At 64.3% G+C, this 13,994-nt stretch carries 14 protein-coding genes; 8 read left to right on the forward strand and 6 right to left on the reverse strand.

The window, feature by feature from the left end; genetic code table 11:
• Nucleotides 1–3: 3 nt before the first annotated feature.
• Both WN73_RS23485 and WN73_RS23490 read right to left on the reverse strand, forming a co-directional pair.
• Complete coding sequence (locus WN73_RS23485) at nucleotides 4–969, reverse strand: DMT family transporter (RefSeq protein ID WP_060908147.1); 966 nt, start codon at nucleotides 967–969, stop codon at nucleotides 4–6.
• A gap of 75 nt (nucleotides 970–1,044) precedes the next feature.
• Nucleotides 1,045–1,524: a PaaI family thioesterase gene (locus WN73_RS23490; protein ID WP_028173369.1), complete on the reverse strand. Its 480-nt coding sequence runs from the start codon at nucleotides 1,522–1,524 to the stop codon at nucleotides 1,045–1,047.
• A 183-nt stretch (nucleotides 1,525–1,707) separates the two neighbouring features.
• On the opposite strand from WN73_RS23490, the gene purL reads away from it, so the two are divergent.
• A complete protein-coding gene (gene purL / locus WN73_RS23495; RefSeq protein ID WP_271555069.1) occupies nucleotides 1,708–3,918 on the forward strand; it encodes a phosphoribosylformylglycinamidine synthase subunit PurL in 2,211 nt (736 codons plus the stop codon).
• 120 nt (nucleotides 3,919–4,038) lie between these two features.
• Here purL and WN73_RS23500 read toward each other — a convergent pair whose 3' ends face one another.
• A complete protein-coding gene (locus WN73_RS23500) occupies nucleotides 4,039–5,229 on the reverse strand; it encodes an acyltransferase family protein (RefSeq protein ID WP_271555070.1) in 1,191 nt (396 codons plus the stop codon).
• Nucleotides 5,230–5,405: 176 nt separating this feature from the next.
• On the opposite strand from WN73_RS23500, the gene WN73_RS23505 reads away from it, so the two are divergent.
• Nucleotides 5,406–5,579, forward strand: a complete 174-nt coding sequence (locus tag WN73_RS23505; RefSeq protein ID WP_007612121.1) for a DUF1328 domain-containing protein — start codon at nucleotides 5,406–5,408, stop codon at nucleotides 5,577–5,579.
• Nucleotides 5,580–5,679: 100 nt separating this feature from the next.
• Here WN73_RS23505 and WN73_RS23510 read toward each other — a convergent pair whose 3' ends face one another.
• Entirely contained in the window at nucleotides 5,680–6,039 is a 360-nt protein-coding gene (locus WN73_RS23510) for a DUF427 domain-containing protein (protein ID WP_028173372.1), read from the reverse strand.
• A gap of 195 nt (nucleotides 6,040–6,234) precedes the next feature.
• Here WN73_RS23510 and WN73_RS23515 point away from each other — a divergent pair, with 195 nt between their 5' ends.
• On the forward strand, nucleotides 6,235–6,471 hold the full coding sequence (locus WN73_RS23515; RefSeq protein WP_011088461.1) for a BolA family protein: 237 nt from the start codon (nucleotides 6,235–6,237) through the stop codon (nucleotides 6,469–6,471).
• A 23-nt stretch (nucleotides 6,472–6,494) separates the two neighbouring features.
• On the forward strand, nucleotides 6,495–7,688 hold the full coding sequence (locus WN73_RS23520) for a low temperature requirement protein A (RefSeq protein ID WP_028173373.1): 1,194 nt from the start codon (nucleotides 6,495–6,497) through the stop codon (nucleotides 7,686–7,688).
• Nucleotides 7,689–7,948: 260 nt separating this feature from the next.
• Here WN73_RS23520 and egtD read toward each other — a convergent pair whose 3' ends face one another.
• Both egtD and egtB read right to left on the reverse strand, forming a co-directional pair.
• Nucleotides 7,949–8,920 (reverse strand): L-histidine N(alpha)-methyltransferase, encoded by a 972-nt coding sequence (gene egtD, locus WN73_RS23525; protein WP_271555071.1) that lies wholly within the window; start codon nucleotides 8,918–8,920, stop codon nucleotides 7,949–7,951.
• Between the two features lie 50 nt (nucleotides 8,921–8,970).
• Nucleotides 8,971–10,269 (reverse strand): ergothioneine biosynthesis protein EgtB, encoded by a 1,299-nt coding sequence (gene egtB, locus WN73_RS23530; RefSeq protein ID WP_271555123.1) that lies wholly within the window; start codon nucleotides 10,267–10,269, stop codon nucleotides 8,971–8,973.
• 239 nt (nucleotides 10,270–10,508) lie between these two features.
• Here egtB and grxD point away from each other — a divergent pair, with 239 nt between their 5' ends.
• From grxD to WN73_RS23550, 4 genes are read left to right on the forward strand one after another with little or no spacing between them, the layout of a single operon-like run.
• A complete protein-coding gene (gene grxD, locus WN73_RS23535) occupies nucleotides 10,509–10,835 on the forward strand; it encodes a Grx4 family monothiol glutaredoxin (RefSeq protein WP_027548651.1) in 327 nt (108 codons plus the stop codon).
• Between the two features lie 3 nt (nucleotides 10,836–10,838).
• Nucleotides 10,839–11,390 carry an O-acetyl-ADP-ribose deacetylase gene (locus WN73_RS23540; RefSeq protein WP_060908142.1) on the forward strand — a complete coding sequence of 184 codons (552 nt, stop codon included), beginning with the start codon at nucleotides 10,839–10,841 and terminating at the stop codon, nucleotides 11,388–11,390.
• A gap of 46 nt (nucleotides 11,391–11,436) precedes the next feature.
• On the forward strand, nucleotides 11,437–12,723 hold the full coding sequence (locus WN73_RS23545) for a serine hydrolase domain-containing protein (protein ID WP_271555077.1): 1,287 nt from the start codon (nucleotides 11,437–11,439) through the stop codon (nucleotides 12,721–12,723).
• Between the two features lies 1 nt (nucleotide 12,724).
• Nucleotides 12,725–13,987 carry a serine hydrolase domain-containing protein gene (locus WN73_RS23550; RefSeq protein WP_271555079.1) on the forward strand — a complete coding sequence of 421 codons (1,263 nt, stop codon included), beginning with the start codon at nucleotides 12,725–12,727 and terminating at the stop codon, nucleotides 13,985–13,987.
• The last annotated feature ends 7 nt before the right edge of the window (nucleotides 13,988–13,994 follow it).

The following is a 13,994-nucleotide window of genomic DNA, read 5'->3' on the forward strand; positions in this document are numbered from 1 at the left end:
GCGCTAGCGCCGCTTCAGCCGCTCCGCCGGCACCGTCATCGCGGCGACGCCGGCCATGACCAGCAGCAGGCCCAGCGCCAGGTTCGAGGGCACGCTTTCGCCGAGCAGCAGCACGGAAAGGCCGACGCCGATCGGGATGCGCAAATAGCCTTGCGCGTTCGTGGTCAGCGTGCCGAGCCGGCCGAGGCAGACGTAGAACAGCATCAACCCCAACGCGCTGGAGACGATGCCCATGACGATGGTGGCGACGATCGCCTGAAACGTCGGGTGCAGCGTCCAGGGCTGATCGATGATCAGCGAGGGCGGGAGCAGGATGAGGCCGCCGAACAGCAGCGAGCCGGCCGCCACCACCATCGGGTCGTAGTCGGATAGCCGGAGGCCGAAGATCGTCGCGCAGGCAAAGGAGATGGTGGCGAGCAGGATCGCGATCTCCGCGACGATCTCGCGGCCGAAGCCGCCGAGCGCATCGAGGCCGACGATGGCGACGGTGCCGGCGAGGCCGAGGATCGCGCCCGCGAGCTTCAACAGCGTGGCCGGCTCGTGCCGCGTGATCAGCGAGGTGATCAGGAAGGCGAAGATCGGCGTAGTCGAGGCCAGCACCACCGTGTTGGACGCCGGCACATATTGCTGCGACCAGGTGATGACCAGGAACGGGAAGGTCGAGTTGATCAGCTGCTGGGTTGCGAACAGCTTCCAGGCCTTCGCATCGGTCGGGATCCTGACGCCGCGTATCCACAGGATCGCGAACAGGAAGGCGGCCGCGATCAGCGAACGCGCCGAGATGAAGGTGATGGGCGGAATGGTGTCCAGCGCGAGCTTGGCCAGCGGATAAGTGGAGCTCCAGCAGCAGGCGAGCGCGAACAGCAGCGCATAGTCGCGCCAGCTGCGTGCGCCGGTGGCGGCCATGGACGACAGCGGCGTTGATGCGGACGCCGTCGTGCGACCCGCCCCCGATGTGCTCTGCGGCACCTTGTTCTTGCTCCCCGGCGCGACCGCGCTTCTCGCAAGTCTGGGCGAGGGGGCGCCAAAAGGGAAGGCGTCGAGCTATGCGTTTGGCTGAGGGAGCGACTTCCGCTTGGCCCGCTTGATCGTCCCGGAAAAGGTGAACAGCAGGCGCTCGCCGGAGGCCATCTGCCCGCGCAGGAAGATCAGCGAACCACCGGCGCGGGTGACCTCGCCGGTGCACTCGATCAGCTCGCCCTCATGCCCGGCATCCAGGAACTCGCAGGCGAAATTGACCGTCACGCCGCGGCCGTTCAGCGCGTTCCGGCCGATCGCGAACAGGCAGTAGTCGGCGAAGGCCATGAAGCAGCCGCCATGGACGTTGCCGGAGCCGTTCAGGTGCTTCTTTTCGACCCGGAAGGCGCAGCGGACGCTGCCGTCCGCCTCCAGGCGGTGCCAGAAGGGGCCGATATGGTTCTCAAAGCTGTCCCTGATCCAGGTCTGCCAGCCCTTGAACTCACCCTCGGTCGCGACATGCAGCTCGGGGCGGGGCGGAGCAGCCGTTTTGGTCAATTCGTGCAAGGAAATGGGCCTTCAATTGCGGGTCTTCAGCCCTTAAATCCGATCCGTCCGCGCCGTGCAATTCCCGTTCCCGCACCCCTCGGCCGCAAAACGTGGGACAGTGGGAAAATGCGCCATAAAGGGCTTTTCGCGAGGCCCCGATCTTCCTAAGAACGGCAAAACGCCGTCGAAAGCCCCGAATCCATGAAGAACGAACCCAAGATCACCCCCGAACTGGTTGCCGCCCACGGGCTCAAGCCCGACGAGTACGAGCGCATCCTGAAGCTGATCGGGCGGGAGCCGACCTTCACCGAGCTCGGCATCTTCTCGGCGATGTGGAACGAGCATTGCTCGTACAAGTCCTCGCGCATCCATCTGCGCGGCTTGCCGACCAAGGCGCCCTGGGTGATCCAGGGCCCCGGCGAGAATGCCGGCGTGATCGACATCGGCGACGGCCAGGCCGTGGTCTTCAAGATGGAGAGCCACAACCACCCGAGCTACATCGAACCCTACCAGGGCGCGACCACCGGCGTCGGCGGCATTTTGCGCGACGTCTTCACGATGGGCGCACGGCCGATCGCCTGCCTCAATGCGCTGAGCTTCGGCGCGCCCGAGCATGCCAAGACCCGGCACCTCGTCTCCGGCGTCGTCGCCGGCGTCGGCGGCTACGGCAATTCCTTCGGCGTGCCGACGGTCGGCGGCCAGGTCCGTTTCCACACCCGTTATGACGGCAACATCCTCGTCAACGCGATGGCCGTGGGCCTCGCCGATGCCGACAAGATCTTCTATGCGGCCGCCTCCGGCGTGAACATGCCGATCGTCTATCTGGGCTCCAAGACCGGCCGCGACGGCATCCACGGCGCCTCGATGGCCTCGGCCGAGTTTGACGACAAGTCCGAGGAGAAGCGCCCCACCGTGCAGGTCGGCGATCCCTTCGCCGAGAAGCTGCTGCTGGAAGCCTGTCTCGAGATCATGGAGAAGGGCTGCGTCATCGCGATCCAGGACATGGGCGCGGCGGGGCTCACCTGCTCTGCAGTCGAGATGGGCGCCAAGGGCGACCTCGGGGTCGATCTCGATCTCGACGCGGTGCCGACCCGCGAGACCGGCATGAGCGCCTACGAGATGATGCTCTCGGAGAGCCAGGAGCGCATGCTCATGGTGCTCAAGCCCGAGAAGGAGCAGGAAGCCGAGGCCATCTTCAAGAAGTGGGGGCTCGACTTCGCCGTGGTCGGCTACACCACGCCGAGCAAGCGTTTCGTGGTCAAGCATGGCGGCGACGTCATGGCCGACCTGCCGATCAAGGAGCTCGGCGACGAGGCGCCGCTCTATGACCGGCCGCATGCCCCCTCCGCCGCGCTGCCGGTCGTGCACGCGCGCGAGGTGACGGCACCGATGGGCGTAGGTAGCGCGCTGGAGAAGCTGATCGGCACGCCCGACATGTGCTCTAAGCGCTGGGTCTGGGAGCAGTACGACCACGTCATCCTCGGCAACACCATGCAGCGCCCCGGCGGCGATGCTGCCGTGGTGCGCGTGCAGGACGGCCCGAAGGGCCTGGCGCTGACCGTCGACGTCACGCCGCGCTATTGCGAGGCCGATCCGTTCGAGGGCGGCAAGCAGGCGGTGGCGGAAGCCTGGCGCAACATCACCGCGGTCGGCGGCAAGCCGCTCGCGATCACCGACAATCTCAATTTCGGCAATCCTGAACGGCCCGAGATCATGGGCCAGTTCGTCGGCTGCCTGAAGGGCATCTCGGAAGCCTGCCGCACGCTGGACTTCCCGGTCGTCTCCGGCAACGTCTCGCTCTACAACGAGACCAACGGCCGCGCGATCCTGCCGACGCCCTCGATCGGCGGCGTCGGTCTGCTCGACGATTTCACCAAGTCCGCTTCGCTCGCCTTCAAGGCCGAGGGCGAGGCGATCCTCTTGATCGGCGAGACCCATGGCTGGCTCGGCCAGTCGGTGTACCTGCGCGACATCTGCGGTCGCGAGGAGGGCGCGCCGCCGCCGGTCGACCTCGCTGCCGAGAAGCGCAACGGCGACTGCGTGCGCGGCATGATCCATGCGGGCACCGCGACCGCCGTGCACGACCTCTCGGACGGCGGCCTCCTGATCGCGCTCGCCGAGATGGCGATGGCGAGCGGCATCGGCGCAAAGCTGCTGGCGGCACCGACCGCGCTCGTGTCGCAGGCCTATTGGTTCGGCGAGGACCAGGCGCGCTATCTCGTCACCGTACCGGAAACGGAGGCCGGCCGCGTGCTCGCCAAGATGCGCGGCTGCGAGGTGCCCTGCGTGCGGATCGGCACCACCGGGGGCGACGCGATCGCGATCGCCGGCGAAGCGCCGGTAACGATCGATACGCTGCGCACCTCGTTCGAGCGCTGGCTGCCGGAGTATATGGGCGGGAAGGCGGCCTAGCGACGCCATCTCCCCGTCATTGCGAGGAGCGAGGCGACGAAGCAATCCACACTGCTGCCTGCGGTGAGATGGATTGCTTCGCTGCGCTCGGAATGACGATAGGAGGCCGGTGCCGTTTCCTCAAAGCACCTTCGTCGCGCCCGGGATCTGCCGCAATGCTCGCGTCAGCGCCCAGCTCGCCGCGACTGTCAGTACAAACCCGAGCGTGGCCTTGACGACCGCCGGCAGGTCATAGTCGAACAGCCAGTATTGCAGCCACAGTGCGATCGGATAGTGCACCAGGAACATGCCGTACGCGTCGCTCTGCATTGGATCGAGCAGCTTGGCTGAGCCTGATTGCTTGAACCTCTGGAAAAAGGCCAGGATCAGAAACATGATGGCGACGCTGAAGACAGTGAAGCAGATGGCATAGAGCGCTTCATACCAGTCCGGCAACGGCGACGGGTTGCCCAGGATTTCGCGCTTGATGAAGATCAGCACCCACAAGAGGCAATAGGGAACGATCGCCAGTACCATCCAGTCCCAGCTGACCCTCGCCATCCGGCCGTCTGCAGCGAGCAGCCCGCGATCCATTTGCGCAACGCCGATGCCGGCACCGAAAAAGAAATAGGTCGCGTAGAGCATCACGCGCCCGTGCTGGACCGAGAACGGCCCGAACTCGAACCAACTGCCTGCTCCGAAGTGAACCCGCCCGGGAATGTAGAACGCCGCGGTGACGGCAAGCATAACCGCGAAGAACACGGCGGGCCGACGGCGACCATATAGCGAGAGGCGATTGATCGGATCGAGCAGATTGGGCGACAGCCGGTGCAACAGGCAGGCAACCAGGTCGAAGGCGAACAAGACCCAAAGGAACCAGATCGGCCCGCTCGGCCACGGGCCCTTCGTGACCATATTCCACCAGAACTCCGAAAAGCCGATCTCGGGATGGTGCCGCAGGGAGATCGCGTAATAGGCGAGCGGAATGACCGTAAGGGCGCAGATCGCGAAGGGTAAGCCCAGCCGAAGCAGGCGATCTGCCAAATAGCTCCGCGCTCCCTTCCGGGCGATACCAGACCAGGCGAACAGTCCCGACAGGAAGAAGAACATCGCCATGAAGAAACTGTCGGTGGCGAGCACGATCATGTCGAAGCCGAAGAAGTACTTCGGATCGGTATGACCGAAATAAGTATAGGGGATCACCGCGTGATGCAGCAGCACCACCAGTGTCAGGAAGGTGCGGGCGCGATCGAGCGACACATTGCGCGTCTTGCTCTTCGGCGCGGCGTGAGCCTCCGCACCGATCGTCGCTGAATGTGACATCGTCATCATGGCCGCCCCGGTCTTGCTCCTGTCCCGGCCAGACTGTGCCGCCGGGAACCCGATTCAGCAAGGGCAGTCTGTGCTGCGCCTTGACCCTGCTGTGCCGTTAGGAACCAGTTCCGTGCAGCGAAGTTAGCATCCGCGCATTGGAGGGCCGCGGTGCGGCGCCCAAGTCGGAGTTGGCGATGACGATCCTGAAATGGGCGCTGATCTTTCTCTTGGTCTCGATCGTGGCTGGCGTGCTCGGCTTCACCGGCATCTCGGCCGCCTCCGCCGACATCGCCCGCTTTCTGTTCTACGTCTTCGTCGTGATCTTCCTGGTGCTGCTGATATTGGGGCTCACGATCTTCAGGGCGTAGCTAGATATGTCATTCCGGGGCGGTCCGCAGGACCGAACCCGGAATCTCGAGATTCCGGGTTCGCGTCTGCGACGCGCCCCGGAATGACGCCGCCTCCAGACTACCCCACTTCCTCGATCTTCACCTTGTCCGGATAGAAGGCGAGGTGGCCGGAAATCTCCGTCATCGCGGGGAAGGGCGTTTCATAGGTCCAGATCGCGTTGTCGAGCGTCTTGCCGTCGGCCTTGATGCTGTAATAGCTCGCGTCGCCCTTGTAGGGGCAATGGGTGACACGGTCGGTGCGCTCCAGCAGCGTCATGTTGGCATCCTGTCGCGGTACATATTGCACCGCCGGATATTTGGCCTCCTTCAGCGTCAGCGCCTTGCTGGTCTCGGCGATCACGATGTCGCCCGCCGTGACGCGGACGCGCTTCGGGTTTGGGGTGATGGTGATGGGGTGGTCGGGCCCTGGAAGCTTCATGATTTCACGCCTTTTCGATCAATCTGCCGCGCGCGGCACTTTGTCGTGCCTTTATCCTGATGGGATCAGGGATATAGTGCCTGAGTGCGTGACGTAGAAGGCCGTTCACGCTAAGTTTGGCCCTGCCGGTCCGGGGACCCCGGCAGCGATTCGACGACGAGGCTGATCTCAGCCGAGATAAGGAGCAAGACCCGAATGCCCATGGACGCCCACGATATCGAGGCGATGATCAAGGCAGCGATCCCCGATGCCGAGGTGACGATCCGTGACCTCGCCGGCGATGGCGACCACTATGCCGCGACCGTGATCTCGGAATCCTTCCGCGGCAAGTCCCGCGTCCAGCAGCACCAGATCGTCTATCAGTCCCTGCGCGGCCAGATGGGCGGCGTACTGCATGCGCTGGCGCTGCAAACCGGGGTACCCGGCACCTGACCTGATCGCAGCGGGAACCGATGATGGCTGCGGACAATCCGCGCGGCGCGATGTTTCGCGTCATCCTGCCGAACCAGCCCAGCCGCGTCACCAATGCCGAGCTGTTCTTCGATCTCGTCTTCGTCTTTGCCGTCACGCAGGTGTCGCACACGCTGCTGCACCATTTCACGCCGCTCGGCGCCGTCGAGGTCACGCTGCTGTTCCTGGCGGTGTGGTGGGTGTGGGTCTACACCGCCTGGGTCACCAACTGGCTCAATCCCGATCTGACGCCGGTCCGAATCCTGATCTTCCTGATGATGCTGGGCGGCCTCGTGCTGTCGACGACGATCCCGACCGCCTTCGATGGCCGCGGTCTCTGGTTCGCGATCGCCTACGCAACCATGCAGGTCGGACGCACCGCGTTCTGGCTGTTCGCAACCCCGCGCCACCGCACGGAAGTGCGGCACAACGCGATCCGCATCCTGGTCTGGCTCTCCGGCTCCGCGATCTTCTGGATTCTCGGCGGCCTCGCGCACGGGGAGGAGAGGCTATGGTTCTGGATCGTGGCGCTCTCGATCGAATACGTCTCGCCCGCCGTGCGATTCTGGGTGCCGAAGCTGGGATTCTCCTCGGTCGAAGCCTGGGCCGTCGAGGGCGGCCACATGGCCGAGCGCTGCGCCGGCTTCATCATCATCGCGCTCGGCGAGGCCGTCGTCGTCAACGGCGCGACCTTTGCCGAGTTGGAGTGGACCGCGGACAACATCCTGGCCTTCGTCTCGGCGCTCACCGGCGCCATCGCGATGTGGTGGATCTATTTCCACAAGGGCGCGGAGGCCGGCTCCGAGCGCATCTCGAAATCCGCAGAATCCGGCCGGCTGGCGCGGCTCGCCTACACCTATCTGCACATGCCGATCGTCGCCGGCATAATCCTGACCGCGGTGTCGGACGAACTGGTGCTGAAGCATCCGACCGGCCATTCCGACGTCCGCACCATCGTGAGCACGATCGGCGGCCCGCTGGTGTTCCTGGTCGGTACCATCCTGTTCAAGCACGCGATCCGCGGCTTCCTCCAGCTCTCGCACGGCATCGGCATCATCCTGCTCGCGGCGCTGTGGTGGTTCGCGGCGGAGCTCTCGCCGCTATGGCTGTCGGTCGCGACCACGGTGATCATGATTGTGGTCGCGGTGTGGGAATCGGTGTCGCTGGGATCGAAGCCCGAAGAGGCCGAGGAGCACTGAAGCACGGCAGGCCGGAGGGCGTCGTACGTGGCCTCGTGGAGCGGTCCGAGCGCGCGCCTCGTCCTTCGAGACGACCGCTCCGCGATCTCCTCAGGATGAGGCTAATCGGCCTCGGTGCTCCTTGAAACTGCTGCCGCGCACTCGGTCCTCATCCTGAGGAGCCCGCCCGAAGGCGGGCGTCTCGAAGGATGCGCCGCAGGGAAACCGCTTATATTGAATAGGCCCTCAGGCCGGCTGTCCGGGGGAAGCGGTGAGAGCGTTTAATCCGCAACCTGCAGCGCATGCACCGAGAACATCTTCGCCGCATCCGTCCAGCTCTCGCGCACCCGCCAGCCGGCGCCGTGGGCCAGCGCAGCGAAGCGCTCGAGGCTGTATTTGTAGCTGTTTTCGGTGTGGATGCTCTCACCGGGGCGGAACGAGAAGCTGGTGCCGAGCAGGCGCACGGTCTGGTTCTTCTTGCTGATCAGGTGCATCTCGATGCGGTGCCGCTCGCGATTGTAGATGGCGCGATGGGTGAAGGCGGAGAGGTCGAAATTGCCGCCGAGCTCGCGGTTGATCCGCACCAGCACATTGAGGTTGAAGCGCGCGGTGACGCCGGCCGCATCGTTGTAGGCGTCGTGGAGCACGCGCTCGTCCTTCTCGAGGTCGGCGCCGATGATCATCTGCGCGCCCTTGCCCAGGATCTGGCGCGCGCTCTTCAGAAAAGCCTGCGCCTCATGCGGCTCGAAATTGCCGATGGTCGAGCCCGGGAAGAAGCCGACCTTGGGCATCGATGCGACCGCCTTTGGCAGCTCGAACGGCGTGGTGAAGTCGGCCGCCACCGGATAGATGCCGAGCGAGGGGAAGTCCCGCTTCAGGCCGTTCGCCTGCGCGTTCAAGAAGTCGCCGGAGATATCGACGGGGACATAGGCGGCGAATTGGCAGTGGTTCAGCAGCAGGCGGACCTTCGTGGTCGCGCCGGCGCCGAACTCGACCAGCGCCGCATGCTCCGGAATGATCTTCGCGATCTCGCTGCCGCGCTCCTTCAGGATCGATAGCTCGGTGCGCGTCGGATAATATTCCGGCAGACGCGTGATCGCCTCGAACAGCTCCGAGCCGGTCGCGTCGTAGAAGTATTTCGGCGACAGCTTTTTCGGCTGCTGCGAGAGGTCCTGGATGGCCTCGCGGGCGAAAGCGGTGGTCTGCTCGTCGGGAAGATGGGCTTCGGCCAAAGCGCTGGCGTGCACATTCATGATACTCTCCTGAACGCGCTGTCCGGCGCGCATTGATCGTCGGATGAGAACTAGTTGTAATCGGCGAGCCGCAGTCCCGTGAATTGCCAGCGGTGGTGCGGATAGAAGAAGTTGCGATAAGTAATACGGCTATGCCCCTCCGGGGTTGCAAGCGAGGACCCGCGCAGCACCAGCTGGTTGACCATGAACTTGCCGTTGTATTCGCCGAGCGCGCCTTCGATGGCGCGGTAGCCGGGGTAGGGCGAGTAGGACGACCGTGTCCACTGCCAGACGATGCCGAAGGCATCGTTGAGTTGGCCGGCGCGCGCAGCGACCTCCCACTCCATCTCGGTCGGCAGATGTTTTCCGGCCCAGCGCGCGAACGCGTCGGCCTCGTAGTAGCTGACGTGGCAGACCGGCGCGTCGGGATCGACCGGCTTGAGGCCGGCGAGCGTCATCGCCTGCCAGGCGCCATCGACCTCGCGCCAATGGCCCGGCGCCTGCCAGTCTTCCTTGCTGACCACAGCAAAGCCGTCCATCAGCCAGAGCGTTGCGTTCGCGTAGCCACCGTCGCGCATGAAGGCGAGCCATTCGCCATTGGTGACGAGATTGCGTGCGATCTTGACCGGACCGACGAGGGCGCGATGCGCCGGCTTCTCATTGTCGAAATGAAAACTGTCGTCGACATGGCCGACGGTGTGGATGCCTTCGTTGAGGATCAACCAGTCATCGCCGGTGCGCGTCGCGGATGGAAAGCGCCAGTCCGGATCGTAGGCCGGATAGACCGGATTCTGCGCAAAGGCGTGCAGGATGTCGGTGAACATCAATTCCTGATGCTGCTGCTCGTGATTGAGCCCGACCTCGACCAGTGGCGCGATGGCACGGAGCTTGTCCTCACCGGCCTCGCGGAAGAATTTGACGACCGCCGCATCAACGTATCTGCGATAGGCGCCGACCTCGCTGGCACCGGGCCGGGTGATGTCTCCGCGGTGATTCCGGGCATGACGGGGGCCGGCGCTGACGTAATAGGAATTGAACAGGAAGGCGAAATCGGGGTGGAAGGGCTGATAGCCCTGGCAATGCTCGCCGAGCAAAAACTGCTCCCAGAACCAGGTGGTGTGGGCCCGGTGCCATTTCGCGGGGCTCGCATCCGGCATGGACTGGATCTGCTGGTCCTCGGGCGACAGCGGCGCGGCCCGGCGCTCGGTCTCGTTGCGGACGGCGAGAAAGGCGTCCTGAAGCCGCTGGGCGAGCTTGCCTGGGGCGGAGGACGGTGACGAAAGCGGGGCGGGGGCCGTAGCGGAAGCTTGTTTCGTCACGTTTTTCTCCAGACAGGACAAGAGAACGTTGTTGGCGTTGCCCGGTTCCAAAACCAAGGTTCGTCCTAGATAGGGGCTCCGTTACGGTATGAAAGTCCTCCCCGGTGATGATATTCGTGTCATCATGCAATGGCTTCGGGCCTGCCCAGGCCGCTCGCCCAGGGCCTTTTCCCCCCATTTTACTTTGGATGCACAACGGTTTGGGCTACATATATAGGAAGGTATCGGGTTAAATCGGCTGAGCCGGCCCGGAGTGGTTGTTGAGGGCTCCGCCCCAGAAGGACATGGATATGAGCATCGAGGAATTCATCGCCAACGAAGTGAAGTCGAACGACGTGGTTCTGTTCATGAAGGGCACGCCGCAATTTCCGCAGTGCGGTTTCTCCGGCCAGGTCGTGCAGATCCTCGACCACCTCGGCGTTGGCTATAAGGGCCTCAACGTCCTCGAATCCGCAGAACTGCGTAACGGCATCAAGACCTTCTCGAACTGGCCGACCATTCCACAGCTCTATGTGAAGGGCGAATTCGTCGGCGGCTGCGACATTGTCCGCGAGATGTTCCAGGCCGGCGAATTGCAGCAGCTCCTCTCCGAGAAGGGCGTCGCGGTTGCGGCCTAATACGTGACCCAGCTGACGCGCCGGATTGGTGGCGCGGAGTTCGAGGTCATTGTCGCTGACATCACCACACTGAGCGTTGACGCCATCGTCAACGCCGCCAACACGTCGCTCCTTGGCGGGGGCGGCGTCGATGGGGCGATCCATCGGGCCGCCGGGCCCGATCTGGTCGCCGAATGCCGGATGCTCCACGGCTGCAAGACGGGCAACGCCAAGATCACCATGGGCTATCGGCTCAAGGCCGCGCACGTGATCCATACCGTTGGTCCGGTTTGGAATGGCGGCACGCTGGACGAAGACGGTCTGCTCGCCTCCTGCTATCGCCGTTCGATGGAGCTGTGCGGGAAGCACAAGCTGACCTCGGTGGCATTTCCCGCGATTTCGACCGGCATTTTCCGCTTTCCCGCCGACCGGGCGGCGGAGATCGCCGTGCGCACGACGATCGAGGCGCTCCCTGCCGCGCCATCCGTTGCGCGCGTGGTGTTCTGCTGCTTCGCCGAGCCGAGCGCCAGGCTCCATGCCGAGGCGCTAGCACGACACAGCAGCCCTTGTGCCTGACGACGCCGTCAGTACACTCCGTCCAGCCATGTTCCGGGGAGGGGATATGATTTCACAGTCTGGACTGCGTGCGCTCGCCTGCGGCGCGCTGATGTCGCTTGGCGCGATGTCGTTCGCACGGGCAGAAGGCACCTACGAGATTCCGGCCGGCGCGCATTTCAACCAGGACAAGCTCGCGAAGATCGGCGAGTTCTTCAAGAACGAGGTCGCGACCGGCAAGATCGCCGGCGCAACCGTGCTGATCCAGCAGCACGGCAAGCCGGTCTATCACGAAGCCTTCGGCGTGCAGGACGTGGTCAGCAAGGCGCCGATCACCGACAAGACGATTTTCCGCCTGTTCTCGATGAGCAAGGCGATCACGTCCGTCGTCGCGGTGCGACTGATCGAGGACGGCAAGATCAAGCTCGACGATCCTGTCTCGAAATACATCCCGTCCTTCGCCAATGTGAAGGTCGGCGTCGAGAAGAAGGCCGACGACGGCACCAAGTCGCTTGAGCTGGTGCCGCCCACGCGGCCGATCACGGTGCTCGATTTGATGCGCCATACCTCCGGCATCACCTATGGCTTCTATGGCGACAGCCTGGTCCGCAAGGCCTATCGCGACGCCAACATCTATGCCGGCGATTTCGACCTCGCCGAGTTCGCCGAGCGCATCGCGAAACTGCCGCTGCACAACCAGCCGGGCGCGCTCTGGCAATACGGCCACTCCACCGACATCCTGGCGCGCGTGATGGAGATCGCGGCCGGCAAGCCGCTCATCGAGATCGAGCGGGAGAAACTGCTCGATCCGCTCGGCATGGTCGATACCGGCTTCTTCGTCACGGCCCCCGAGAAGCAGAAGCTTCTGGCGCAGCCGGTGCCGAACGATGCCGATTTCCGGGTCGGCCGCATCAACGATCCGACGGTGGTCATGAAGATCCAGTTCGCCAGCGGCGGCATGGTGACGACCATGGCCGATTACGAGCGCTTTGCGCAGATGCTGCTCAATGGCGGCAGCCTCGACGGCAAGACCATTCTCAAGCCCGAGACGTTCAAGCTGATGACGACCGATCAGGTCGGCCCGGGCTCCGGAGTGGACCGCGACTATTTCTACTTCCCCGGCGACGGTTTTGGCTTCGGCCTCGGCCTTGCGGTCCGCACCGACCCCGGCAATGCCAAGCCGCCGCCGCCCGGCGATCTCGGGGAATTGAAGTGGGACGGCGCCTCGGGCTGCTATTTCGTGGTCGACCCCAAGCAGGACATGTTCTTCGTGCTGCTGGAGCAGACCCCGACCGAGCGCCAGCGCGTGCAGCGGACACTGAAGCAGTTGGTTTATGAAGCCATGGAGAAGTGACATGACCGGGCGCCGCGCGCTGATCGCGGCGCTCGTCGTTCTGGTCGGTGTGGTCGGCGCGAGAGCAGGCTACGAGGGGCGCCCCGCGCACAGCCTCTCGCCTGAAGGCTTGGCAAAAGTCTCCGACTACATCCGCAACGAGGTCGCGACCGGCAAGATACCCGGCGCGATCCTGCTGCTCCAGCAGCATGGCAAGCCGGTCTATTACGAGAATTTTGGCGTCCGCGACGTCGCGACCGAGATCTCGATGAGCGCGGACACGATCTTCCGCCTCTATTCGATGTCGAAGCCGATCACCTCCGTGATGGCGATGATGCTGGTCGAGGAGGGCAAGCTCGCGCTCGACGATCCCGTTTCAAAATACATTCCGGCCTTTGCCGGCATGAAGGTCGGCGTCGAAAAGAAAGCCGAGGACGGCAAGGTCGGGCTGGCGCTGGAGCCGCTCGATCGTCCGGTGACGATCAAGGATCTGATGCGTCACACCTCCGGACTGCCTTATGGCTATTACGGCGGCGGCGCGGTGCGCGAGCTCTATGCCGAGGCGAAGCTCTTCAACCGCAATCTCAGCAATGCCGACTTCGCCGCGAAGATCGCCACGCTGCCGCTGGTCGAGCAGCCGGGCACGGTGTGGGATTACGGCTTTTCCACCGACGTGCTCGGACGCGTCGTCGAGGTGATCTCGGGAAAGACGCTGCTCCAGTTCGAGAGGGAGCGGCTGCTGGGTCCGCTCGGCATGACCGAGACGGCATTCTTCGTCGCCGATCCCGCCAAGTTTCCCCGCATTGCCGAGCCGATGCCGGAGGACCGCAACATCAATCCGACGACGCAGGTCCGCGATATCAGGCGGCCGGCGACCTGGGAGTCGGGCGGTGGCGGGATGGTTGGCACCGTCGGCGACTACGCCCGTTTCGCGCAGATGCTGCTGAACGGCGGCACCTATGACGGCCGGCGCTATCTCAAGCCCGAGACCATTGCGCTGATGGCGTCGGACCATATCGGACCGGAGACCAGAATCGCGCGCGACCAGAACTATTATCCGGGCGCGTCCTCCGGCTACGGCCTCGGCTTTGCGGTGCGCACGTCCGTGCCGGCGGGTACGTCATGGCCACTCGGCGAATATCGCTGGGACGGCGTCGGCGGCACCTTCTTCTTCATCGATCCCGAAGACGATCTGTTCGGGATATTCATGGTGCAGACCCCGTCGCAGCGCGGCCGGATCCAGCTGGCGCTGAAGACGCTGATCTATCAGGCGATGGGGCGCTGATCGCGGG

The organism is Bradyrhizobium sp. CCBAU 45394 (genome assembly GCF_028128655.1).
In the GTDB taxonomy this organism is placed as follows: domain Bacteria; phylum Pseudomonadota; class Alphaproteobacteria; order Rhizobiales; family Xanthobacteraceae; genus Bradyrhizobium; species Bradyrhizobium diazoefficiens.

Coding starts and splice junctions, on each gene's coding strand:
- purL (WP_271555069.1), top strand. CDS start 1,708: ATGAAGAACGAACCCAAGATCACCCCCGAACTGGTTGCCGCCCACGGG.
- WN73_RS23500 (WP_271555070.1), bottom strand. CDS start 5,229: ATGATGACGATGTCACATTCAGCGACGATCGGTGCGGAGGCTCACGCC.
- WN73_RS23505 (WP_007612121.1), top strand. CDS start 5,406: ATGACGATCCTGAAATGGGCGCTGATCTTTCTCTTGGTCTCGATCGTG.
- WN73_RS23510 (WP_028173372.1), bottom strand. CDS start 6,039: ATGAAGCTTCCAGGGCCCGACCACCCCATCACCATCACCCCAAACCCG.
- WN73_RS23515 (WP_011088461.1), top strand. CDS start 6,235: ATGCCCATGGACGCCCACGATATCGAGGCGATGATCAAGGCAGCGATC.
- WN73_RS23520 (WP_028173373.1), top strand. CDS start 6,495: ATGGCTGCGGACAATCCGCGCGGCGCGATGTTTCGCGTCATCCTGCCG.
- egtD (WP_271555071.1), bottom strand. CDS start 8,920: ATGAATGTGCACGCCAGCGCTTTGGCCGAAGCCCATCTTCCCGACGAG.
- grxD (WP_027548651.1), top strand. CDS start 10,509: ATGAGCATCGAGGAATTCATCGCCAACGAAGTGAAGTCGAACGACGTG.
- WN73_RS23545 (WP_271555077.1), top strand. CDS start 11,437: ATGATTTCACAGTCTGGACTGCGTGCGCTCGCCTGCGGCGCGCTGATG.
- WN73_RS23550 (WP_271555079.1), top strand. CDS start 12,725: ATGACCGGGCGCCGCGCGCTGATCGCGGCGCTCGTCGTTCTGGTCGGT.